This window comes from Spirillospora sp. NPDC029432, assembly GCF_040703975.1.
In the GTDB taxonomy this organism is placed as follows: domain Bacteria; phylum Actinomycetota; class Actinomycetes; order Streptosporangiales; family Streptosporangiaceae; genus Spirillospora.
The window spans coordinates 94,812-117,467 of sequence record NZ_JBEZWH010000007.1 but is presented as its reverse complement, the minus strand read 5'-3'; the positions used below and the strand labels follow the sequence as shown (position 1 = coordinate 117,467).

Annotated in this window: 23 protein-coding genes; 8 read left to right on the top strand and 15 right to left on the bottom strand. The window is 74.6% G+C overall.

Going from position 1 to position 22,656, the window contains the following annotated elements:
• The first annotated feature begins 72 nt into the window (after window positions 1-72).
• Window positions 73-585: a hypothetical protein gene (locus AB0881_RS07965; RefSeq protein ID WP_366615219.1), complete on the top strand. Its 513-nt coding sequence runs from the start codon at window positions 73-75 to the stop codon at window positions 583-585.
• Here the strand turns inward: AB0881_RS07965 and AB0881_RS07960 are convergent.
• From AB0881_RS07960 to AB0881_RS07920, 9 genes are all read right to left on the bottom strand, one after another.
• Window positions 551-1,768, bottom strand: coding sequence for an erythromycin esterase family protein (locus tag AB0881_RS07960; RefSeq protein ID WP_366615218.1), 1,218 nt, complete (start codon window positions 1,766-1,768; stop codon window positions 551-553). The genes AB0881_RS07965 and AB0881_RS07960 overlap by 35 nt on opposite strands.
• 57 nt (window positions 1,769-1,825) lie before the next feature.
• Window positions 1,826-2,740, bottom strand: a complete 915-nt coding sequence (locus tag AB0881_RS07955) for an alpha/beta fold hydrolase (RefSeq protein ID WP_366615217.1) — start codon at window positions 2,738-2,740, stop codon at window positions 1,826-1,828.
• Between the two features lie 110 nt (window positions 2,741-2,850).
• Entirely contained in the window at window positions 2,851-5,562 is a 2,712-nt protein-coding gene (locus AB0881_RS07950) for an AAA family ATPase (protein ID WP_366615215.1), read from the bottom strand.
• A gap of 25 nt (window positions 5,563-5,587) precedes the next feature.
• Entirely contained in the window at window positions 5,588-6,046 is a 459-nt protein-coding gene (locus AB0881_RS07945) for a carboxymuconolactone decarboxylase family protein (protein WP_366615213.1), read from the bottom strand.
• Between the two features lie 83 nt (window positions 6,047-6,129).
• The gene (locus AB0881_RS07940; protein WP_366615211.1) at window positions 6,130-6,612 is read right to left on the bottom strand and encodes an Rrf2 family transcriptional regulator; all 483 of its coding nucleotides are present in this window, start codon (window positions 6,610-6,612) and stop codon (window positions 6,130-6,132) included.
• On the bottom strand, window positions 6,609-7,478 hold the full coding sequence (locus AB0881_RS07935) for an arylamine N-acetyltransferase (RefSeq protein ID WP_366615210.1): 870 nt from the start codon (window positions 7,476-7,478) through the stop codon (window positions 6,609-6,611). Before AB0881_RS07935 ends, AB0881_RS07940 begins: the two co-directional genes overlap by 4 nt.
• 59 nt (window positions 7,479-7,537) lie before the next feature.
• Entirely contained in the window at window positions 7,538-8,341 is an 804-nt protein-coding gene (locus tag AB0881_RS07930) for a tetratricopeptide repeat protein (RefSeq protein WP_366615208.1), read from the bottom strand.
• A 2-nt stretch (window positions 8,342-8,343) separates the two neighbouring features.
• Window positions 8,344-10,611 (bottom strand): BTAD domain-containing putative transcriptional regulator, encoded by a 2,268-nt coding sequence (locus tag AB0881_RS07925; protein ID WP_366615207.1) that lies wholly within the window; start codon window positions 10,609-10,611, stop codon window positions 8,344-8,346.
• Window positions 10,612-10,632: 21 nt separating this feature from the next.
• Window positions 10,633-10,896, bottom strand: a complete 264-nt coding sequence (locus AB0881_RS07920; RefSeq protein ID WP_366615206.1) for a cell division protein SepF — start codon at window positions 10,894-10,896, stop codon at window positions 10,633-10,635.
• Between the two features lie 112 nt (window positions 10,897-11,008).
• Between AB0881_RS07920 and AB0881_RS07915 the strand changes: the two genes are divergently transcribed.
• The 3 genes from AB0881_RS07915 (at window position 11,009) to AB0881_RS07905 (ending at window position 13,974) form a co-directional block, all read left to right on the top strand.
• Window positions 11,009-11,905 carry an NAD(P)-binding domain-containing protein gene (locus AB0881_RS07915; protein ID WP_366615205.1) on the top strand — a complete coding sequence of 299 codons (897 nt, stop codon included), beginning with the start codon at window positions 11,009-11,011 and terminating at the stop codon, window positions 11,903-11,905.
• A 96-nt stretch (window positions 11,906-12,001) separates the two neighbouring features.
• Window positions 12,002-13,378 carry an NADP-specific glutamate dehydrogenase gene (gene gdhA / locus AB0881_RS07910; protein WP_366615204.1) on the top strand — a complete coding sequence of 459 codons (1,377 nt, stop codon included), beginning with the start codon at window positions 12,002-12,004 and terminating at the stop codon, window positions 13,376-13,378.
• Window positions 13,379-13,473: 95 nt separating this feature from the next.
• A complete protein-coding gene (locus tag AB0881_RS07905) occupies window positions 13,474-13,974 on the top strand; it encodes a MaoC family dehydratase (RefSeq protein ID WP_366615202.1) in 501 nt (166 codons plus the stop codon).
• A 200-nt stretch (window positions 13,975-14,174) separates the two neighbouring features.
• Here the strand turns inward: AB0881_RS07905 and AB0881_RS07900 are convergent, their stop codons facing one another.
• Window positions 14,175-14,342, bottom strand: coding sequence for a hypothetical protein (locus AB0881_RS07900; protein ID WP_366615200.1), 168 nt, complete (start codon window positions 14,340-14,342; stop codon window positions 14,175-14,177).
• A 381-nt stretch (window positions 14,343-14,723) separates the two neighbouring features.
• Here AB0881_RS07900 and AB0881_RS07895 point away from each other — a divergent pair, with 381 nt between their 5' ends.
• Window positions 14,724-15,866: a hypothetical protein gene (locus tag AB0881_RS07895; protein WP_366615198.1), complete on the top strand. Its 1,143-nt coding sequence runs from the start codon at window positions 14,724-14,726 to the stop codon at window positions 15,864-15,866.
• Here the strand turns inward: AB0881_RS07895 and def are convergent.
• Complete coding sequence (def, locus tag AB0881_RS07890) at window positions 15,863-16,402, bottom strand: peptide deformylase (protein WP_366615196.1); 540 nt, start codon at window positions 16,400-16,402, stop codon at window positions 15,863-15,865. The two genes, AB0881_RS07895 and def, sit on opposite strands and share 4 nt — an antisense overlap.
• A gap of 333 nt (window positions 16,403-16,735) precedes the next feature.
• Between def and AB0881_RS07885 the strand changes: the two genes are divergently transcribed.
• Window positions 16,736-18,106 carry a helix-turn-helix domain-containing protein gene (locus tag AB0881_RS07885; protein ID WP_366615194.1) on the top strand — a complete coding sequence of 457 codons (1,371 nt, stop codon included), beginning with the start codon at window positions 16,736-16,738 and terminating at the stop codon, window positions 18,104-18,106.
• Here the strand turns inward: AB0881_RS07885 and AB0881_RS07880 are convergent.
• The 4 genes from AB0881_RS07880 to AB0881_RS07865 form a co-directional block, all read right to left on the bottom strand.
• Complete coding sequence (locus AB0881_RS07880) at window positions 18,081-18,962, bottom strand: PHB depolymerase family esterase (RefSeq protein WP_366615192.1); 882 nt, start codon at window positions 18,960-18,962, stop codon at window positions 18,081-18,083. The two genes, AB0881_RS07885 and AB0881_RS07880, sit on opposite strands and share 26 nt — an antisense overlap.
• Before the next feature lie 71 nt (window positions 18,963-19,033).
• On the bottom strand, window positions 19,034-19,909 hold the full coding sequence (locus tag AB0881_RS07875) for a dienelactone hydrolase family protein (protein ID WP_366615190.1): 876 nt from the start codon (window positions 19,907-19,909) through the stop codon (window positions 19,034-19,036).
• 134 nt (window positions 19,910-20,043) lie between these two features.
• On the bottom strand, window positions 20,044-20,634 hold the full coding sequence (locus tag AB0881_RS07870) for a TetR/AcrR family transcriptional regulator (protein ID WP_366615188.1): 591 nt from the start codon (window positions 20,632-20,634) through the stop codon (window positions 20,044-20,046).
• Window positions 20,624-21,442, bottom strand: coding sequence for an SDR family NAD(P)-dependent oxidoreductase (locus AB0881_RS07865; RefSeq protein ID WP_366615187.1), 819 nt, complete (start codon window positions 21,440-21,442; stop codon window positions 20,624-20,626). The genes AB0881_RS07870 and AB0881_RS07865 overlap by 11 nt, the downstream gene beginning before the upstream one ends.
• Before the next feature lie 98 nt (window positions 21,443-21,540).
• Here AB0881_RS07865 and AB0881_RS07860 point away from each other — a divergent pair, with 98 nt between their 5' ends.
• Window positions 21,541-22,164: a hypothetical protein gene (locus AB0881_RS07860; RefSeq protein WP_366615185.1), complete on the top strand. Its 624-nt coding sequence runs from the start codon at window positions 21,541-21,543 to the stop codon at window positions 22,162-22,164.
• Complete coding sequence (locus AB0881_RS07855) at window positions 22,161-22,646, top strand: DUF6644 family protein (RefSeq protein WP_366615183.1); 486 nt, start codon at window positions 22,161-22,163, stop codon at window positions 22,644-22,646. The genes AB0881_RS07860 and AB0881_RS07855 overlap by 4 nt, the downstream gene beginning before the upstream one ends.
• The last annotated feature ends 10 nt before the right edge of the window (window positions 22,647-22,656 follow it).

Below are 22,656 nucleotides of genomic sequence, written 5' to 3'. Positions count from 1 at the left end.
CCCCCGCGCGGGGGAGCGCACCGGCACCGCGGCGGGAGGCCGGGACCGGGGCGCGGCGGCAGGATCATGGGCATGAACCCGCTGAAGTCCTCGACGGCCGCCCGCGCCGGTGCCGTGGCCCTGCTCCCGTACGCGCTGATGAAGACCTACTGGGCGGCCGGCGGCACCGCCGGCAAGCCGGCCGGCGACCTCGCCGCCCAGCTCCGGGAGAACGGCGCGCCCGAGGCGCTGGTGTGGATGGAGAGCCACGGTCTCGACTTCACCGTCTTCGGGGCGCTGGCCGGCGCGCTGCTGCTGGCGGCGCTGGTCATGCCGTGGGGGGCCAGGCTGCCGCGCTGGTTCCTGCTGGTTCCGGGCTGGGCGGGCGCGGTGCTGCTGACCCCGTACGGGCTGGCCACCATGGTCGCCGCCCCGCTGGGGTTCACGGTCGGCGACGCCGCCGGCTGGTCGTGGTGGGTGGGCATGGTCGGCGGCCTCGCGTTCGCCGGCCTGGGCGCGGCCCTCGGCGTGTGCAGCCGCTCCTACCAGCGGAAGACCGCCGGCGCACGGTCTACGAGCGTGGAGGCACCGGGCGCGACGGCGTGACCTCGCGGGAGTGGACGGCCAGGTCGAGCCGGGTGCCGGGGGACCCGCCGGAAACGTGGTGGTCCTGGTCGTCCTCGGGACGGTAGCCGGGGCCGATCACCCGGAGCCGGGCGGGCGCGTCCAGCCAGGCGGCGGCCGCCGGATCGGCGGGATCCCGCAGGTCGGCGAGGTAGTGGGCGGTGGCGGCGGCCTCGTCCAGGACGGCGTCCGCGTAGCCGGCGGGCGGCGGCGGTACCGGGACGCCGCCGTGGACGGCGCCGCGCCCGAACGTGAACCCGATCGACAGGTAGCCGTCCCCGAGGGCCCGGCGGAGGTGCCCGCCCGTGTTGAGATGGGTGTCGAGGCGGGCGTCGCCGGGGGCCGAGTGGGCACTGCCGCCCCAGTAGGCGATCCGGGAGCCGGTCTCCTCGCGCCACCGGAGGAGGTTCTCGGCCATCCGCCGTTCCACGTACGGGAGCGCCTCCATCACCGGGCGGGAGTGGAACAGGTGGAAGTCCACGATCGCCTGCGCGTGCCTCAGGGCCGCGTCCCGGCCGGGGGCGGGCGGCAGCGCGGCGACCAGGTCGTACGCGCGGCGAGCGTGCTCGATGTACGGGTCCTTGTCGGCGAGCCCCCGGTAGCGGCCGACGTACTCGTCGATCCCGCCGGACGGGCGGAGCTGCCCGTAGTGGGCGTCCAGCTCGGGAAGCCGGTCCGGGGCCGTCTCCCGCACGTGCGCGGCGACGGTGTCGTACGCGATCGGGCCGGTGGCGGTGAGGTCCAGGCCGAGAAAGCGGATGGGGTCCTCCGGATGCCGCTCGTTGAACTCGCGCATCCACAGGAGGACGTCGAGCATCTCCTCGGTCTGCCAGGGAAGCCACATCGTCGCGAGCAGGTCGTGCGGGTCGCCCTCGCCGGTGAGCGTGTAGGCGTCCAGGGCGAGGCCGGTCGTCCAGTCCTCTTCAAGGGCGAGGGTGCGGAAGCCCAGCTCCTCCACCAGGAACCGCGCGGTCCTGTGCTGCAGGACGGACACCTCGTGCGCTCCGCGCGTCGCCGCTCCCAGCCCCACCACCTCGGCGCCGGCCGCGAGGCCGCGCAGGGGTTCGAGGTCGGTGAGCGGCGCGGCGGCGCCGGGCGCGTCCAGCGGGCGGGCGCGGGCGGCGATCCAGCGGGCCGCCGCCCGTCCCTCGTCGTTCCCGGTCATCGGGTTCTCCTCTCGTCGGTTCCGACGCTAGGAGCGGCGTGCCGGGCCGGGCATCCGTCACGTGACCGGGCGGGCACCGGTGTGGGCCAGCAGTGCGTCGCCCACCTCGCCGAGGATCTGGGGCGCGAAGAGGTGCCCCATCCCGTCGATCATGAGCAGTTCGGCGCCGGGGATCTCGGCGGCGATGAGCGCGCCGTGGCCGGGCTTGCAGGGCTCGCTGCCGCCCTCGATCACCAGGGTGGGCGCGGTGATCCCGCCGAGCAGGCCGGTGGGCTCGAAGTCCGGATACGCGCCGCCCGCCTTCCCGTGCCCGGCCTCGGAGCCGGGCCGGCGCGCGCGGTCGTGGATCCGCTCCTCCAGGCGGCGCTGCTCGTCCTCGTCGAACGGCAGATCCGGGCCGTTCAGCAGCCGGGCGGTCTCGATCGCGAAGTCGATCATCGACGCGCGGTCGGCGGGCGGCGGGGACGCCATGGCCTCGGCGTAGAACTCCACGAAGGCCGGGAGGGGCGGCGGCAGGTCGCCCGGCCGGGGCGGCTCGCCGGTCAGCGCCCGCATCAGCACCTGGCCCTCACGGCGGCCGAGCGGCGAGGAGCCGATCACCGCGAGGCTCAGCACGCGGTCCGGGTGCTCGGCGGCGATCCACTGGGCCACCAGGCCGCCGGCGGAGTGGCCGACGACGTGCGCGGCGGCGATGCCGTACGCGTCCAGGACGCCGAGCGCGTCGTCCTTGACGTCCGCCCAGCTGTACGGCTCCCGCTCGAAGTCGATCACGCTGGACCGGCCGGTGTCCCGGTGGTCGTACCTGATCACCCGGCGGCCGGCCGCGGCGAGCCGGCCGACCAGCGCGTCCGGCCAGGTCACGCCCTGCGACATCGAGCCCGCGATCAGCAGTACGGGCGGGTGCGCCGGGTCGCCGAACTCCTCGGTCCACAGCTCGACGCCATTGGTCTCGATCATGCGTCCGGTCGTCAAGACGTCTCCTCGGGGTCGTTCTCTTCAGGTGCTCTTCGCTCAGGTAAGAGCTTGCCGCCGCCGGGGCCACGTGGCTTCAGTAGGACCACTGGCCCTCAGACCACTGGCCCTCAGAGCACTGGCGCCACGAGGCGGGCCAGCTCGGTACGGGAGGAGACGCCGAGCTTCGGATAGATCTTGTACAGGTGGTACTCGACCGTGCGGGGGCTGAGGAACAGCCGGGCGGCCACGTCGCGGTTGGACGCGCCGTCCGCGACCAGCCGCGCGATGCGCAGCTCCTGCGGAGTCAGGGCGGCGAGCGCGTCGGGCGCCGGGGCGGCGGCCCGCTCACCGGCGGCGCGCAGCTCGTTCAGGGCGCGGCGGGCCCACGGGGCGGCGCCGAGCCGCTGGAACGTGTCCGCGGCGGTGCGGAGCGGCCCCCGGGCCTCGCTCGTGCGCTGCGCGCGGCGGAGCCGCTCGCCGTAGAGCAGTCCGGTACGCGCCGCCTCGAACGGCGAGCCGCCGCCGTCCGCCGCGTGCAGACGCAGGGCCTCCTCGTAGAGCGCGACGGCCTTGTCGCCGTCCTCCAGGAGCGCCCGGCAGCGGGCGAGCAGGGCTTGCGACTCGGGGGTGCGGGCGGCGGCCGACCAGCGCTCGTACGCCGCCACGGCGTCCCGCGCGGCGCCCGTCTCGCCGCACGCGGCGGCGGCCTCGACCCGGTCGGGCGTGGAGCGCCAGACGGACGTGGGGTGGCCCGCGCCGGGACCGGCGGTGACCATGCCCTGGAAGCGGGCGTGGGCGGCGGCGAACCGGCCGAGGCCCAGGTCGAGCAGGCCCAGCGCGTACGCGGCGACGCCCGCCCGCAGCCCGATCCGGTGCGGGATCGCGATGGCGAGGGCCTCTTGCGCGTACCGTTCGCAGTCCTCCCGGCGCCCCTGGACGGCCGCGACCGCCGCGAGGTTGGCCAGGTGCCCGGCGGGCGAGTTGGCGTAGCCGGTCTCCCGGGCGAGCGCGAGGCCCTCCTCGGCGATCGCGGCGCTGAGCGCGAACCGGCCGCTGATCCGCTCCGCCGTCGCCACGTACTCCAGGACCACCGGGAGCTGCCCGGTCATGCCGGACCCGCGGGCGGCCCGCCCGGCCCGGACGATCAGCGCCGCGGCCGCGTCCGCCTCGCCGAGGTAGCTCGCCGCGGCCGACGCCCACAGCAGCTCGGCCGCCTGCGTCAGCCCGTCGGCGGACTCCAGCGCCGCGCGCAGGAGCGGGGCGCCGCGGTCGTGATCGCCGGCGAGCATCGCCCCGGACCCGGCCACCACCTGGCGGAGGAAGCCGCCGGGCAGCGCCTCGGCGCGCCGCCCGATCTCGATGATCGCCGCGTGGTCGCCCACCTGGGCCGCCGCCTCGGAGGCGTCGGCGAGCAGCTCAAGGGAGCGTTCCGGGTCGCTGTCGCGGACGAGTTCCGCGGCGTCCTGGAGGATCCGGCGGGCCTCGTCGGCGTCGCCGGAGTTCAGCTCGAACCGGCCGCGCAGCCCGAGCAGGTCGGCGCGCAGCGCCGGGTCCCCGGCCAGCTCGCGGGCCGCGGCCAGGCAGGACTCGGCCTGCCCGGGACGGCCGCCGAGCCAGGCGGCGGTGGCGGCGTCGGCCAGCCGCCGGGCCCGTACGGCGCGGTCGGGGGTGAGGTCGGCGGATCGGGCGAGCGCGGCGGCCGCGTCGGCGTACCCGCCGCGGGACCGGGCCCGTCCGGCCGCGGCGGCGAGTCCGGCGGCCGCCTCCTCGTCCCGGCCGGCGGTCGCGGCGGCCCGGTGCCAGGCCGCGCGGTCCCGGTCGCCGGTCTCGCCGAGAACGCCGGCGAGGGCGGCGTGGGCGCGGCGGCGCTCGGCCGGCCCGGCGGACGCGTACACGGCCGAGCGGACGAGCGGATGCCGCAGCCGGAGCCGGGCGCCGTCCGCCTCGGCGAGCCCGGCGGCCTCCACCGCGTCCAGGGCGTCCGCGGAGGCGCCGAGGCGCCCGGCGGCGCGCAGCACGAGGTCGAGATCGCCCTGGCCTTCGACGGCGGCGGCGAGCAGCAGCGGGCGGGCGGCCGCGGGCAGCCGCGCCACCTGGTCGCCGAAGAGCGCGGGCCCGACCGGGAGCGGATCGGGGAGCGGGGCGCGGCCGGCGAGCTGGTCGGCGGTGAGCAGGTCGGCGGCCTCCCGCAGCGCGAGCGGGTTGCCGCCGGTCAGGGCGACGATCCGGTCCCGTACGGGGGCCGCCATGGGGGCGCGCTCGTCGAGCAGCTCGGCGGCGCTGCCCGGGTCGAGGTCGCCGACGCGCAGTTCCGGCACGTCCCGGACGAGCGGCCCGGCCCCGTCGCGCATGGCGAACAGCATCGCCACGCCCGTCCCGGTGAGGCGCCGGGCGGCGAAGAGCAGCGCGTCCAGCGACGCCTGGTCGGACCACTGGAGGTCGTCGACCAGGCAGAGCAGCCCGCCGCCGTCCGCCGCCGCCTCCGTCAGCAGCGACAGGGCGCCGGCCGAGACGAGGAAGCGGGCGTCGGACGCCGCCGGCGCGAGCCCCAGCGCGCCGCGTACGGCATCGCGCTGGGGTTCGGGCAGCGCGTCCAGCCCGCCGGTCACGGGGAGCAGGAGCTGGTGGAGCGCCGCGAAGGCCAGGCCCTGCTCCGGCTCGGACCCGGTCGCCCGCAGGACCCGCGTGCCGGGGGCGGCCGCGCCCGCCGCGTACTCCAGCAGTGCCGACTTGCCCACGCCCGGCTGCCCGCGCAGGACGAGCGCGCGCCCGGTCCCGTCCGCGGCGGCGGCCACCAGCCCGGCGACCGCCTCCCGCTCCGTCTCCCGCCCCCGCAACATGGGGGAATTGTCCCGCAGTCGGCGGTCAGCTCAGCCGGTAGGACCCGGCCTGGCTGCGGATGGTCACGTTGATCCGGTTCCAGGCGTTGATCTGGGCGATCGCCATGATCAGCGCGGCCAGCGTCTTCTCGTCGTAGTGGTCGGCGGCCTCGTCCCAGATGCCGTCCGGCACGCCCGCCGGGTTGTCGGCGATCCGGGTGGCGGCCTCGGCCAGCGCCAGGGCGGCGCGCTCCTCATCGGTGAAGTACGGGGCCTCCCGCCAGGCGGCCACCGACCACATCCGCTCGTCGCTCTCGCCGTCCTGCCGCATCTCGTGGGCGTGCATGTCCACGCAGAGGCCGCACCCGTTGATCTGGCTCACGCGCAGCTTGACCAGGTTGAACGTGCTCTTCGGAAGGCCGGTGTCGTGCAGGGCCTTCTCCACGCCCAGCATCGCCTTGTAGAGGTCGGGCGCGAGGGTGGTGATCTTCATCCGGGGTTCCATGGTGTGCTCCCTCTCGTGAATTGGATACTTGGTATCCAGTTTTTGGACCTGGAACGGGCCGTCCCGTCCAGGGGTCGGAAAGATCAGTTGCGGGCGTACCAGGCGCGGACGTGATCGCCCAGGCGCGGCGCGTTCCGCTCGGCATCAGCCTGCACGTCGGCCAGGGTCTGCCGGGCCAGCTCCCGGCGCCAGGCCAGCTCGGCGCGGCGCATCGCGGTGCTGATCGAGCACGGGACGCGGAACTCGCGCTCCGCCGTCCCGGCGCCCATGCCGCGCCGCCGGATCTCGGTGCACTGGAACGCCTCGTCCGGGCCCTCGATCGCGGCGACCACGTCCATCATCGTGATCTCGCTCAGCGGCCGGGCCAGCCGGAAGCCGCCGTGCCGGCCCGCGGTCGAGCTGGCGATCCCCGCCCTGACCAGCGCCTGGAGCTGCTTGTTGAGGTACGCGGGCGGCAGGTCGTAGCTCTTGGCCAGCGTGCCCGTGGACACGGGCTCGTCGGTCTCCAGCCAGTCGAGCAGCAGGCAGATGTGCGCCGCCCACTCGACGCCCTCGTTCATCCTCATGGCCGTTCCAGATGGGCGACGACGGCGGCGGCGTCGGCGGCGTCGAGCTCGATGCCGAAGAGCGTCGCCAGGATCTTGGGGACCTCGCCCGGCTCCAGGACGCGCTCCTCGACCGAGCCCGCCCCGCCGTCGGCGACCGTGCTGATCAGGCGGGCGCCGTCCAGCTCGTGGTGGAAGTCCGGGCCGTACCTCTGGCAGAAGATCCGCCCGGTGAACGGCGACCTCGGGTGGGTCGAGATGTAGTAGTTGCCCAGGTCGTAGTCGATCCGGTACGCGGGGGCGATCGGGAACGTGTGCCGCTGCACCCGGCCCCTCGGCCCTTCCTGGACCAGTTCCCAGTGCTCGACGCCGGTCAGGCCGCCGAGCTCGGGGCCCAGCCGGTGCAGCTCGTACGCCCAGCCGCCCTGGCGGGACCGGACGCCGTCGGTGAGCGGCAGCGGCTCCAGCGGGCCGGCGCCGAAGCCGACGTCGCAGATCCACCGCCCGCCGCCGGCCTCCACGAGCGCGACGGCGTGGGTGGCGGGCAGCAGCTTCTCGATGCCCATCGAGACGCGGGCGGCCAGCGGCGCGAACGCGAACCCGAAGCGCTCCAGCGCCGCAGCGAACAGCTCGGTGTGCTCGAAGCAGTAGCCGCCGCGCCGGTGCCGGACCATCTTCTCCTGGACGGCCTCGACGCCGAGCGGTACCGGCCGGCCGAGGACGATCTCCAGGTTCTCGAACGGCATCGCCGTCACGTGCGCCAGCTGCAGCGCGCGGAGCGCCTCCAGGGTCGGGGCGCGGTCGCCCTCGTACCCGATGCGCTCCAGGTAGGCGTCCAGGTCGAGGAGGTCGCCCTGCCAGCCGAGATCCTCGGACGGGTACGTCATGGGTCCGCCTCCTGCCCTGCGCGCCGGTCTTAACCCGGATGCCTGTTATCTAGATTAAATCATGGCTCGAGCCCGCGCGCGAGGGCCGCGTCGAAGCCCCCGTCCCCGAGCGCGGCCCGCGCCGCGGCGGCGATCCGGTCCACGTCGCCGCGCTCGCCCGGCGGCAGCGGAGCCCCGGTCGACGCGCGCATCCGGGCGGCCGTGCCGAGCAGGCGGGCCGCGTGGGCGTGGTGGCCGGCCAGCGCCCGCGCGCCCGCGATCCCCTCCAGGCACAGCGCGACCGCCCGCGGATCGCCGGTCGAGCGCGCGGCGTCCAGCGCCTCGCGGTGCAGCGCGAGCGCGGCCGCCGCGTCGCCGCGCTCCTCGGCCACGAAGCCCAGCTGCGCCGTGGCGAACGCGACCCCCGTCCGCCCGCCGATCCGGCGCAGCAGGGCCAGGCAGGCGCGCAGGTGCGCCTCCGCCGCGCCGTGGTCGCCCTCCCGGCGGGCGACCAGCGCCAGCCCGATCCGCGCGAACTCCTCCGCGTACGCGCTCGGCAGCTCCTCCGCCAGCCGCAGCGCCCGCTCGTGCAGCTCCCGCGCCCGCCCGAGATCGCCCGCCAGCAGCGCGAGCCGGCCCAGCTCGGCCGTCCGGAACGCGGCCTCCGGCCACATCCCCAGTTCCTCGGCCAGCCGCAGGCCCGCCCGGCGGAGCGCCGCCGCCCGCTCGTAGTCCGCGGTGATCTCGGCGTGCCGGCCGAGCGCGTCGGCGGCCTCCAGCCGTCCCCACGGGTCGCCCAGCCCGTCGAACAGCGCCAGGCTCCGCTCCGCGTCCGCGAGCATCCCGGCCAGATCGCCGCGGACCATCGCCTGCTTCGCGCGCACGCTCAGCGCGGCGGCCGTGCCCCGTTCGCGGCCAGATCGCCGTACGGCCAGTGGACGTACACCAGGAACCACTCCGCGCGGGCGCGCGCGAGCGGGTCCTGGCCGCCGCCCAGGGCGTCGTACGCGGCGAGTGCCTCGAGCCGGAGCCGTTCGGTGTCCTCGCCCGTCCCGGCGACCATGAGCATGCCGTTCCGCCAGGCGATCGCCTCGGCCCGCCGGGCAGCGTCCCCGCCCCCGGCGGCCAGCGCCATGTACAGGGAGCGCTCGGCCTCGCCGTAGCGGCCCCGCAGGTACCAGTACCAGGACTGCGCGTTGGCCTGGCGCAGCGCCAGGTCGGCGAACCCGTTCGACGCCGACCACTCCAGCGCCGCGCAGAAGTTGGGTCCCTCGCGGTCGAGCCGCTCCAGGGCCGGGCCCTGGCCGGGCCCGCGCAGCAGGCCCGCGGCCCGTTCGGCGAACGCGGTGTAGTGGCGCGCGTGGCGCTCCCGGATCGCGCTCTCCTCGCCCGCCTCGCGGAGCCGTTCCAGGCCGTACGCGGCGACCGACTCCAGCAGCCGGTAGCGCGGCTCACCGTCGTGCGAGACCGCCACCAGCGAGCGGTCGACCAGGCTCGCGAGCACCTCGACGACGTCCAGGCCGGGATCGCCGCAGACCCGTTCGGCGGCCTCCAGCGTGCAGCCGTCGGCGTGCACGGCCAGCCGGCGCAGCACGGTCCGCTCCGGCTCGGCCAGCGGCTCCCAGCTCCAGTCGATCACCGCCCGGAGGGTGCGCTGCCGGGCCGGGGCGTCGCGCCGCCCGGCGGCCAGCAGCCGGAACCGGTCGTCGAGCCGCGCGGCCAGCTCCGCCGCCCCCAGCGCCCGGATCCGGGTCGCCGCCAGCTCCAGCGCCAGCGGGATCCCGTCCAGCCGGCGGCAGATCGTCGCGACCGGCCCGGCGGTGCCGCCGTCCAGCGCGAACCCGGGCGCCGCCGCGGCGGCCCGCGCCACGAACAGCCGGACCGCGCTCGACCGCGCCAGCTCCTCCGGCGCGGTCCCGGCGGGCACGTCCAGCGGCGGGACGACCTGGAGCCGCTCGCCCTCGATGCCCAGCGGCTCCCGGCTGGTGGCGAGGATCCGCAGCCCGGGCGCGGCGGCCAGCAGCCGGGCGGCCAGCTCGGCGGCCGTCCCGATCACGTGTTCGCAGTTGTCGAGGACGAGCAGCGCGCGGCGGGCCCGCAGCACCGCCGCGAGCCGGTCGAGCGGCGCGGTCACGCCCGGCTCGTCCGGCACCCCCAGGATGCCCAGCACGGTGTCGGCGAGCACCGCGACTCCCGTGGTGGCGCCGGGTGCCAGCTCGACCAGCCACGCGCCGTCCGGGTACGCGCCGCCGTGCCGGGCCGCCACCTCCAGCGCCAGCCGCGTCTTCCCGACACCGCCCGGCCCGGTCAAGGTCACGAGCCGGTGCGAGCCGAGCAGCGCCCGCGCCTCCGCGGCGGCCTCCTCGCGCCCGATCAGTTCGCTGACCGGCTCCGGAAGGTTGCCCCGGGCAGGCCCGGCGGCGGTGGTCTCGGCCACCGCCAGCGCGGGGTCCTGCGTGAGGATCGCCTGATGGAGCTCCTTGAGGGCGGGCCCGGGATCGACGCCCAGATCCTCGGCGAGCGTCGCGCGGAGATCCTCGTACGCCGCCAGCGCCTCGCCCTGCCGCCCGGACAGGTAGAGGGCGTGCATGTACGCGCCGCGCAGCCGCTCCCGCGCCGGATGCCGTTCCACCGACTCGGCCAGCTCGGCCGCGACCCGCGCGTGCTCGCCCAGCCGCAGCCGCGTCTCGGCCAGCTCCTCCACCGCCGCGAGCCGCCGCTCCTCCAGCCCCGCGATCGCCGCCCGCGCGAACTCCGCGTCCCGGAAGTCGGCGAACGCCGGCCCCCGCCACAGCGCCAGCGCGTCCGCGAGAAGACCGGCCTTGACCCGCGGATCAGTGGAATCGCCCGCCCGCACGACCAGCGCCTCGAAGCGCTCGGCGTCCACCTCGCCGGCCCGCAGGGCGTACCCCGGCGGCCGATGCGCCACCGCGTCCCGCCCGCCGAGGATCCCGCGCAGCTGCGACACCCGGGCCTGCAAGGTCCCGGCCGGGTTCCGCGGCGGCCGATCCCCCCAGAGATCGTCGATCAGCCGGTCGGCGGGCACCACCCGCCCCGGCGCGACCAGCAGGTCCGCCAGCAGCGCCCTGACCTTGGGCTCGGGTACGTCGACAGGGCGCCCGTCATCCGCCCACACCGCAACCGGACCGAGCACCCCAAACCGCACCCGACCAGGTTAATCGGCCACGTGGGCCAGATCGGGGACGTGGGCGGCGGCGATGCGGGGATGGGCGGCGGGCTGGAGGAGGAAGACCTTCGGGCCCAGGCGCTCCATGTCGCCGCCGCGGCCGCAGATCAGGCCGGCGGAGAAGTCCACCAGCTGCCGCGCCACGTCGTCGGGCAGGGCGGTGAGGTCCATGACGACCGGGACGCCCTTGCGGAAGTAGTGCCCGATGTGGAGGACCTCGTTGTAGTCCTTCGGGCGCAGCTTTTTGATCACGACTCCAGTCTCCCCGTGCTCCCGGGCACGTCAAGGGCCGTTCCGTAGCGGATCCGAAGCGGTTCCGTGGCGGGGTCGCCCATCGTTGGTCCCGGACGAGAGGAGAACGCGAATGTCCGACAGCACTCCCGCGCCGGTCACTGTCATCGGGCTGGGGCCGATGGGCGCGAAGATGGCCGAGACCTTCCTGGCGAAGGGGCACCCGACGACGGTGTGGAACCGTACGGCGAGCAAGGCCGAGCCGCTGGTGGCCAAGGGCGCGGTGCTCGCCGCCACGCCGGAGGAGGCCCTCGCCGCGAACGAGCTGGTGGTGATCAGCCAGACGGACTACACGGCCATGTACGACTCGATCGGCGCGGCGGCCGGCGCGCTGAAGGGGCGGGTCCTGGTCAACCTCAGCTCCGGGTCCCCGGACGAGCTGCGCGAGGCGGGCGCCTGGGCGGTCGGGCACGGCGCCGAGCTGGTGGCCGGCGGCGTCATGGTGCCGCCGCCGGGGATCGGGCAGCCCGGCGCGTACGTGTTCTACAGCGGCCCCGAGGCGGTTCTCGACCGGCACCGCGACACCCTGAAGGTGCTCGGCGACATCAGCTACGTCGGGGCCGACACGGGCCTGTCGGGGCTCTACTACCAGGCGCAGCTCTACCTGTTCTGGTCGACGCTGGCCGCGTACATGCACGCCACCGCGATGCTGGGGAGCGCCGGGGTGGGCCCGGAGGAGTTCCGGCCGTTCGCCGCGCGGACCCTCGCCGAGCTGGTGGACGAGGGCCCGATGGGCTACCTGAAGATCCTCTGCGGGGAGATGGCGGCGCGGTCGTACCCGGGCGGGGAGAACTCGCTCCTCATGCAGGCCATCGGATCGGCGCACGTGGTCGAGGCGACCCGGGCGGCGGGCCTGGACACCGCGATGCCGGAGGCCCTCAAGGCCCTCTTCGACCGGGCCGTCGCGGCCGGTCACGGCGCCGACGGGCTGGGCAGCCTCTACGAGGTCACGCTGAATCCCGCCGGGTGAGGCGCGGCGGGCGGGGGCAGGGGCCGGGCGTACATATCCTCCTCACAGTACATAGATGCATATGTGAGAACAGACAAAGCGCCCAGAGGAGTCTGCATGGCCCTGTCCCCGGGGACCCCCGCCTCGCCCGCCACCGAAGCCGTTCTGAAGGAGGCCTACGAACGGATCCTGCGCCGCAACCCCGGCGAGCCCGAGTTCCACCAGGCCGTGCGCGAGGTGCTGGAGGCGCTCGCGCCGGTGCTCGACCGGCGTCCCGAACTGCTCGACGCCAAGATCGTCGACCGGGTGACCGAGCCCGAGCGGCAGATCATCTTCCGGGTGCCATGGCAGGACGACAAGGGCGAGATCCATGTGAACCGCGGGTTCCGGGTGGAGTTCAACGGCGTGCTCGGCCCGTACAAGGGCGGGCTGCGCTTCCACCCGACGGTGAACCTGGGGATCGTCAAGTTCCTCGGCTTCGAGCAGATCTTCAAGAACGCGCTCACCGGGCTCAACATCGGCGGCGGCAAGGGCGGCAGCGACTTCGACCCGCACGGCCGCTCGGACGCCGAGGTGATGCGGTTCTGCCAGTCGTTCATGACCGAGCTGCACCGCCACCTGGGCGAGCACACCGACGTCCCGGCGGGCGACATCGGCGTCGGCGCGCGCGAGATCGGCTACCTGTTCGGGCAGTACCGGCGGCTCACCAACCGCTGGGAGGCCGGCGTCCTCACCGGCAAGGGGCTGGCCTGGGGCGGGTCGGCGGGCCGTACCGAGGCCACCGGGTACGGCAGCGTCCTGTTCACGGCCGAGATGCTCAAGCTGCGCGGCGAGGACCTGGAGGGCCAGCAGGCCGTCGTGTCCGGCTCCGGCAACGTCGCGATCTACACGATCGAGAAGGCGCAGGCCCTCGGCGCCAACGTGGTGACGGTCTCCGACTCCGGCGGCTACGTCGTCGACGAGAAGGGCATCGACCTCGACCTGCTCAAGGAGGTCAAGGAGGTCAAGCGGCTGCGGGTCAGCGACTACGCCGAGCGGCGCGGGCCGTCCGCGCGGTACGTACCGGGCGGCAGCGTCTGGGACGTCCCGGCCGACATCGCGTTCCCGTCCGCGACCGAGAACGAGCTGGACGCCGAGGGCGCGGCCACGCTGATCCGCAACGGCGTCAAGGCCGTCTCCGAGGGCGCCAACATGCCCACCACGCCGGACGCCGTCCACCTCTTCCAGGAGGCGGGCGTCTCGTTCGGCCCCGGCAAGGCCGCCAACGCGGGCGGCGTCGCCACCAGCGGCCTGGAGATGGCCCAGAACGCCGGCCGCGCGGTCTGGTCGTTCGAGCAGGTCGAGGCCGAGCTGACCCGGATCATGAAGTCCGTCCACGACGAGTGCTACGAGACCGCCGAGCGGTACGGCGCCCCCGGTGACTACGTCAAGGGCGCCAACATCGCGGGCTTCGAGCGCGTCTCGGACGCCATCCTCGCCCAGGGCCTCATCTGACCCGGCCCGGTGGCTGACGGCAGGTTTCTCCTCAACGGCGCGGAAAGCCTGCCCATGCCGGGCATGCCGGAACCCGATGAGCGATGCTGTCGTTCATGACGAACGGCACCAGGACGCTCAGCGACACCGACTTCCCCAACCCCATCGGCGAACGGTACTTCGAGGACTACCAGGCCGGAGCCGTCTACGAGTACGGCCACATCACCGTGACCGAGGCGGAGATCCTGGAGTTCGCGGAGCGGTTCGACCCGCAGCCGATCCACATCGACCGCGCGTACGCCGAGTCCGGCCCGTTCGGCGGGATCATCGCCAGCGGCTGGCACACCTCCGCCCTCTGCATGCGGCTGTTCGCCGACCACTACCTGTCCCGCGTCGCGAGCCTGGCCTCGCCCGGGATCGACGAGCTGCGCTGGCCGTCGCCGCTGCGCCCCGGCGACTCCGTCCGGCTGCGCGCCACGATCGTCGAGGCGCGCCCGTCCCGGTCCAAGCCCGACCGCGGCATCATCACCACCGACGGCGAACTGATCACCAAGGACGACGACCGCACGGTGCTGACCCTGCGCGCCATGAACCTCATCCGGCGCCGCCCGTCCTGACCTGCCCGCCCGCGCTCACCCGCCGGGCGGCTCCGTCCGCTCGGCGAGCGCGTCCTCCATGGTCGTCTCCAGGTCGTCGAGGAACGCCTCGAAGCATTCCAGCAGCTCGGGCGGGTACCGGCTGATCAGGAGGCGGGGCGGGTGCGCGCGTGAACCCGCCGGACCGGCCCGCCGCGGCGGGCGGGCCGGTCCGGGCGGCGTCAGCGGCCGCGCTGGAACTGCCGGGTCGGCGTCCGCCGGGCGTTCCGGCGGACGCCGTTGCGGGCGAAGTTCGCCGACTTCGGGTCGGTGTTCCGCCCCTTGGCCTTCTTTTCGAGGGCCTTCTGGAAGGGGTTCTCGTTGTTCGGGTTCTGATTGATGGCACGCAAGAGCCGACACCTCCGGGCATGGTCGAATTCGGCCGCGAAAAGGCCGATGAAATGGCTTGGAAAAGAAGCGCCGGTACGGGTGCATGGAGACGTCGCGCCAGGTCGCGAGCCTGCCGCCCCCGTGCGAGCACGGGAATCGTCAGGTACGTGCCAAGCGTGGATGCGATGCCGATGCGCCCGTGGCGCCGGGATGCGGGAGCGGGCCGCGATCGTCACGCCGACGCTGGCGTCGGCGGTTTCGCGGCGGCTCGACCGAGGGGGTATCAGAACTCCATGGCCATGAATATATCTCCATGATCGGGTCGGGTGTCAACCCCCTTTTTCGCGGTCTTCCGCCGCGGGCTCTGGTCGCCGGGCGGGAACGGCGGAATAATCGTCAGGATGGCGATGCCACTTCCGTTGCGCTTCCGCCGCGAGGCCGGCCGCGTGCTGGTCGACGGCGACCCCGGGTACGAGCCGCTGCGGGACTTCCTCGTCCGGGATCTCGGCGGGGACGCCGCCGCGATCGCGCGGGCCCGCGTCCCGGCGGCCGGGGACGGCCCGTTCACGCCCTGGCAGGGCCTCTACCGGCACCACCGGCTCGACTGCGACGGCGCGAGGGTGCGCGTCCGGGCGCGGGCGCGGGGCACCGAGTGCGAGGTGCCGCCGGCGGTGTTCGGCGCCTGCCTCAAGGAGTACGCCGACCAGGTCGGCCTGGCCCTGCAAAGGCGCGCGATGGAACGTGGCATCCGCGCGGATCCGGAACCGGAGAAGGGCGCCGAGCCGCACCCCAAGCCGGGCGCGGCGGTGACGATGCTGGGGCTGGGCGCGGCGACCGCGCCGGTGTGGGGCTGGGGCCTGCTCCAGACGTCGGGCGCCACGCTCGCGGAGGTCGCCGGGCTGGCCCCGCACGACGGCGCGTGCGCGCCACCGGGCGGCGCGGGCGCGGGCCAGGGCGCGTACTGGGCGGACATCGAGCTGCGCGACCACCCGACCGGGCGCGTGTGGACGGGCACCAAGACGTTCCTGCCGGGACGGATCGACGGCGTCCAGGTGATGACGGACGTGACCACGCTGCTGATGTCGGACGCGGAGTTCCTCCCCGGCATCCCCGGCGCCTGGTCGGGCTCGATCGGCGGCGTCCCCGGCCACGGCTACCTCGACCCGAACGGCGTCGGCCGGCTGCCCGTCGACCCGCCGCAGGTGGCGGGCGTCTCCCAGCACTTCCGGACGTTCTTCCCCGTCCTGCTCGACGCGCCGGCCACCGATCCGGCGGAGGTGTGCGCGCTCGCCGCCGGGTTCCTGGAGTACCGGCCGTACGTGCTGGCCGCGTTCCTCCTGCACGACGTGCAGTACCACCGGCATCACCTGGAGGTCGTGCGCGGCGCGGCCCCCGGCTGGGAGCACACCGGCAACGCGTGCCATCTCGTCCGCGGCGTCGAGACCGTGCGGCTGGAGCACCTCTGGCTCGGCGGCCGCTCGTGCGAGCTGCCGGTGGAGGAATTCCACCGGGCCCTGGACGCGTACGAGCGCCTGCTCGGCTAGGCGTTCTCGTTCTCGCGTTCGGCGCGCAGCTGCTCGTACTCCTTGAGGACCTTCTTGCGCGCCCGCCCGGACAGCCGGTCGATATAGACGCGCCCTTCGAGATGGTCGCTCTCGTGCTGGAGGCAGCGGGCGAGCAGCCCGGTCCCCGCCACGGTGATCTCGTTGCCCTCGACGTCGTACCCGTGGCACGTGGCGCGGTCGGGACGGGCCAGTTTGGCGTACGGGCCGGGCACCGACAGGCAGCCCTCATCGTCGTCGTCCAGCCGCCGGTCGCCGCCTTCGGGCAGCACGAGGGTCGGGTTCACGAGGACGCCCTTGTGCGGCTCGCCGTCGGCGTCGTGGCAGTCGTACACGAAGACCCGCAGGCCCACACCGATCTGGTTGGCGGCCAGGCCGACGCCCTCGGCGGCGTACATGCTCGCGAACATGTCGTCCACCAGCGCCGCGAGCTCCCCGTCGAAGCTCTCCACCGGGCGGCACGGCGAATGCAGCACCGGCTCTCCCACCAGCGTGATCGGTCGTACCCGTCCCGTCATCCCGGAGTCCTCTCGTCGCGCCCACTGAATGTTACTGACCGTGCGTGCGCGTGCTCCGCGGGCGCGCGATCATGACCGGCCGCCGCGTGCCGCCGCAAGGGGGCGGACCCGGATCTGGGAACGCTCCGCGCCTGGAACGGAACGTACCGTGGCCGGTCACAGAGGGTCTTGCCGACCGCTGAGGCTTGTGTGCAGATTGATAACCGCACCGCCCAAGAAAGTGTCACCGTTGACTATCGCTGTGGAGGGCGCCGGGGTGACCGTGTAAGAAGGCGGTGCGCTAACGCGTATGGGGGCCCTGGCGACGGAGGTCCACGTGAACGAGCAGATCGGATGAACGGGCGGATCGGAGCGGCCGGCACCCGCTTGCGGCTGGCCGATGTGCCGGCGGGCCTGGCGGAACCGCTGCGCCCGCACCTCGATGCGTGCGCGGCGGAGATGTTCCGCGAGATCCAGGCCCTGGTGCCGGAGTACGCGCGGCCCGAGGAGAGCCGGTACGGGCGGCGGATGCGGTGGACGGTCGAGCGGACCATCACGCACTTCGTCGACGCGATGGGCCGGCCCGACACCGGCTGGGACGAGCTGACCGAGATCTACACCGGCATCGGCGCGCACGAGGCGCGCGGCGGCCGCAGCCTGGACGGGCTGCAGACCGCGTTCCGGGTCGGCGGGCAGGTCGCCTGCCGCCGCTTCATCAAGGACGCCCGGCGGCTCGACTGGCCGCTGACCACGCTCGGGCAGATCATCGAGTCGCTGTTCGTGTTCCTTGAGGAGCTGGCCGGTTCCGCGGCGCAGGGGTACGCCGACACGCAGCAGCGGCTGGCGACCGAGCGGGAGCGGCACCGGTGGCGGCTGCGCGACCTGCTGGTCGTCGAGCCGCCGGCCAGCATGGAGGCGGTCGCGGAGCTGGCCGCGGCGGCGGGCTGGGAGCCGCCGCGGACGGTCGCGCTGGTCGCGCTCGGCCCGTCGATGGACGGCGACGCGGGCCGCGCGCCGGTCGCGCCGCCGGCCGTGCTCGCCGACTGGCACGCCCCCGAGCCGTACCTGATCGTCCCCGATCCGGACGGGCCCGGCCAGGAGCGGATGCTGGCGGCGCTGGTGCGGGGCCGCCCGGCCGCCGTCGGTCCGACCGTCCCGCTGAACAAGGGCGCGGTGTCGCTGCGCTGGGCGCGGCGGGCGCTGGACCTGGTCGTCCGGGGCGTGATCCCGGAGAAGGCGCCGGTCAGGTGGATCGACCACGTGTCCACGCTGGTCGCGTCGATGAGCGAGGAGCTGATCGACCTGGCGGCGGGCGCGCGGCTGCGGCCGCTGATGGAGCTGCCCCGGCACCGCCGCGAGCCGCTGGTGCGCACCCTGCTCGCGTACATGGAGTGCCGCGACAACGCGGTCGCCGCCGCGGAACGGCTCATCGTGCACGAGCAGACCGTCCGCTACCGGATCCGGCGGCTCGAACAGCTCCTCGGCGACATGCTGTACGACCCGGACCGGCGGATCGAGCTGCTGCTGCTCCTGCACGCGTGGGTCAGGTTCCCCGAGGTGCCGCGCGCGCTGAAGGGCGGGGAGCTGAACGGCGCGGACGACGGCGGCGGCTCGGCGTCCGGCCTGCGGGACGGGCCGCGCGGCCGCCCGCGCAGCAGCGGCGGCGGCCGGCCGGCGGGCGCCAAGGGGCACGAGGGGGTCAGCCGCGCCGCGCGTGCGCGCTGAAGAACCGCCACAGCAGCGGGCTCGCCTCGATCTCGGGGTCGACGCCCTGGCCGCGCGGCCACTCGTGCCCGCCGTCGAAGATCGTGCAGAACTCGACCTCGGCGCCGCCCCGGCCGGGTCCGGTGGTGCGGCAGACGGTCTTGGCGGTCTCCAGCGTGATCCGCCGCAGCGGCGCCAGCCGCGCCACCTCCCGCCAGAAGTCGATCACGGCGCGGACCGGCGGGAACGGCACCGGGTTGTTCCAGTCCTGGTCGCCCCCGCCGCCGAACGGCACCGAGAAGTCGGCCGTGCCGTGGAACGCCATCACCGACACGGGGTCGCGGGGCGCGCAGTCGACGGCCAGCGACCCCGACACGACGCCGACGGCCGCGACGCGCCGGGCGCGCTCGCAGGCGTACCGGTACGCCATGCCGCCGCCGTTGGAGAACCCGGTCAGGTAGATCCGCGCCGGATCGGCCAGCCCCTCCCGGACGAGCCCGTCGATCAGCGCGTCCAGGAACGCCACGTCGTCGATCCCGGCCATCCGGGCGAACCAGCAGCAGCCGCCGGCGTTCCATGTCCGCATGAAGCCGTCGGGGTAGGCGACGAGGAACCCGTTCCGGTCGGCGACGGCGTCCAGTCCCGTCGACTCGCGCATGTAGTGCATGTCGTTGAGGCCGCCGTGAAGGGCGACGACCAGCGGTCTCCGGGCGCGCGGTTCCGGTCCGGGCGGGACGTGCAGGAGATAGGAGCGGTCCCAGACTCCGTACATGGTGACGGCGCGTTCGTGCGTGCCCGGCTGCGCCGCCGCCGGGAGGGACGGGACGTGCACGAGCCCGGCGGCCAGAACGAGGACGAGCAGGACACGTCGCAGCATGGGGGCCTGCCTTCCGGCGGACGGGTGAAGGCGGCCCGTCACCTGCGGGCCGCCTTCGCGCGAGCGGGGGATCAGGAGTTCGGGCAGGTGTCGCGGTACTCCTGGATGTTCTGGTCGGGTGCCGGTGCCGGGCACAGGAAGCGGTCGTAGCGGGTGTCGTCGTCCACGTACCGCTTCATCCACGCGATGGCGTACTTCGCGGTCGTGGTGTGCGGGCTGATGAACGTCATGTGGCCCGCGTTGTTCAGCTCCAGGTACGCCTTCTCGGGCGCGGCGGTGAGGTTCTGGTAGAACGGCTCGGCGTGCGTGCCGACGCCGGCGATGAAGTCGTTGTCCGCGCCGATGATCATGGTGGGGACGCGGACGTTCTGCCAGTTCCGGTTGGTGTGCCAGGGCGCGAGCGGGATCGCCGCCTGGAGCGAGGGGCGCCGCTCGGCCGCGCGCAGCGAGCCGCCGCCGCCCATCGAATGCCCCATCACCGCCAGCCGCCCCGGATCCACCCGGTCCTTGGCGGCGCTCTCCTGGGCGACGTAGTCGATCGCCGCCAGCAGCTGCGCGGCGCGCTCGTCCGGCAGGTTGGTCGGCGACAGCGTCTCCAGCGTCATGACCACGAAGCCCTGCGACGCCAGGCGCGGGCCGTACCAGTCGATCCACGCCTGCGCCGACACGAAGCCGGGGGAGACCGCGATCGCCCCGAACGTGCCCTCGCTCCGGTCGGTCGGCGCGTAGATCGTGCCGCGGTTGAAGCCGTCCCCGCTGCCCGGCGGCACGTCGATCTTCTCGATGGCGAACGGCCCGCGTTCGGCGGTGATGCTCGCCTCTGTGGGCGCCGGCCCGCGCTCGTACGGGTTCGCGGCGGCCGCGGCGCCCGGGGCGGTGAGGGCGGTGGCGGCGAGGAGCGCGGCCGCGGGGACCGCCGTGCATGCCTTGATCAGGTGCCTTCGCATGGGTGAGCTCCCTTTCCTCGGCGTGCAAGGATCATGGAACGCACCCGGCCGTTTTGCTGCGCAGGCGCCGCCGGAGTTTCCGGACGGTGTCTGAAGCCGACTGATAAGGAACGGTCAGGAACGACAGGGAACGGTCAGGGAACGGCGCGGACGGACTGCCAGATCCGGTCCGGCAGGATCCGCGCCGCCGCCGCGAGGTCGATCGACGGGTCGCCGGCCAGCCAGCGGCGCGACGTCTCGGCCACCGGGCCGATCACCAGCATCTCCGTGAACGGGTCCGGCAGGCCGATCACCTCACCGGACTCGACGTGCGGCGCGAGCCACGCGGCGATCCTCGCCATCCGCGGCCCCTTCGCCGCCGCGATCCGGTCCGCGTGCGCGGGCAGGAAACCGGCGTACGGCGAGGCGTGGACGAAGTGCGCCGCCGGGCGCCTCTCCTCGGTGAACCGCAGGTACGCCTCGACGAGCGCGCGCACCCCGGTACGCGCCGTACGCGACCTTTCCAGCGCCTCGACGACGGAGTCGAGGAGTTCGCCCATGCATCGCGCGTAGAGGGCGGCCCGCATCCCGTCGAAGCTGCCGAAATGGTGGTACAGGCTGCCGCTGCTGACCCCGGCGTCCCCGACCAGGGCGCTCATCGACAGGTCGCCGGCCTCGTGGAGGTCGAGCGCCGCGTTCAGGACCCTCTCGACCGTCTCCGCGCCGCGCCGCTGCTTAGGCGACATCGGTGAGCTTCGCGGCCTGCTCCCACAGGCGCCGCGCGTTCTCCGCGTCCGCCGCGACGGGGGCGAGCCGCTGCTCCTTCTCCAGATGGAAGTAGCGCCCGCCGCTCTCGGGCCTGGCCAGCGCGAGCGCCACCACGGGCGCGGCCCCGGCCGCGGGCCGCTTCCCGATCAGCCGCTTGGCCCCCTTGAGCAGCGCCCCGGCGGTCCCGCGCCGGTCGCCCAGCCCGGTACGGATCACGCCGGGATGCACGGCGTCGATGGTCACCCCCGAGCCCTTCCAGCGGTCCGAGAACAGCGGCACCGTCATCAGGTTGCACAGCTTGGTGTCGCAGTACGTCCGCACCGGGTGGAAGTCCAGGCCCTCCGGCGTCCGCTCGGCATCGGCCCGCCCCTTGACGTAGAGCCCGGCGCTGACCTGCACGACGCGCGTCCCGGACGCCTTGAGCACCGGCTCCAGCGCGTGGTTGAGCAGGAACGGCGCCAGGTGGTTCGTCACGAACGACTGCTCCAGGCCGTCCTCGTTCAGGACCCGCCTGCTCGGCCACAGGCCCGCGTTGTGGACGAGCACGCCGACGCGCGGGCACGCCTCCGCGATCGCCTCGGCGGTCGCCCGTACGGCCCGTACCGAGGACAGGTCCCCGACCACGAGCCGCGCCCCCGCGCCGAGCGCCGCCCGCGCCGCCTCGCCGCGCTCGCGGTCCCGCGACACGAGCACGACCTCGTACCCGTGTTGGAGGAGCCCTTCCGCCACCGCGTACCCGATCCCGCGGTTCGCCCCGGTCACCACGGCCGTCGCCCTGTCGCCCATGCCGGGAGTATAGACACGGACTAGAGAGACTCTTTAGTTTTCGCGCTCCTTTATACGGCCCTCCCTAGAAAGGAGGCACTCGCGACCGAGGGGGACGCATGTCGCTCGGATTCCTGCTGCCGTACGGGTTGCTCGCCCACCACGGGGGCGGCGGCAGCTACGACCAGAGCCGGCCGCTCTACCTGCGCGGACGGGTGATCCAGGCGCGGTACGGCTTCCCGCACGGGCAGCTGCGGATCGAGGTGCCCGCCGGGCTGACCGTCCCGTCCCGGCTGCCCGGCGCCGAGAGCCTGCGCGGCCACGACTCCTGGAACGGGCCGCCCGTGCCGGAGGGCGCGGGCCAGGTCCGCGACCTGCTCCTCCCGCCCGACATCACCGGCACGCTCGGCGACCTGTCCGGCCGCCCGAACGTGGGCGACGAGGTCGCGGCGATCGTCTACCGGCGCTGCGACGCCGAGGGCGACGAGTACGCGGGCGAGCTGCGCGTCCAGATGATCTACGCGGCGGGCGGCGCGCACCCGTACCGCGGCACCCTGACCCGCTTCGTCGACCGCTGCCTGCGCACCGCGAGCCCCCGTCCCCGAACGCCCGGCGCCACCCCGTCCCCGGTGGCGACCGGCGCCGACGACCCGCCCGTGCTCCTCCTCGGCGGCGGCGCGCTCGTCGCGGCGGGCCTGGTCGCGGGCCTGATCCGGCTCCGCAACCGCCGGGCCGCCCGTTGACGCTCGACGGCGTCCTGGCCTGGCTGGAGGCCACCGCCCCGGCCGCCGCCGTCCGCGACGGCCGCTGGACCTACCCGCTGACCGAGTCGGCGCACCTCATCGGCCTGGCCACCATGTTCGGCGCCATCGCGCTCTTCGACCTGCGCCTGCTCGGCGTCTCCCGCCGCCTGCCGGTCAGCGCCCTGGCCGGGCACGCCCTGCGGTGGTCCCGCGCGGGCTTCGCCCTGACCGCGCTCAGCGGCTCCCTCCTCTTCGCCGCCAACGCCACCCAGGTCGCCCACAACACCGCGTTCCAGGTGAAGATCCTGCTCATCGGCGCCGCCGGCCTGAACATCCTCCTCTTCCACACGGGCGTCTTCCGCACGGTCGGCACCTGGGACACCGCCGAGCGCACGCCGCCGTCCGCCCGCGCCGCCGCGCTCGTCTCCCTGGGCACCTGGCCGATCGTCATCATCTGCGGGCGTCTGATCGCCTACACCTGAGCAATGAGCA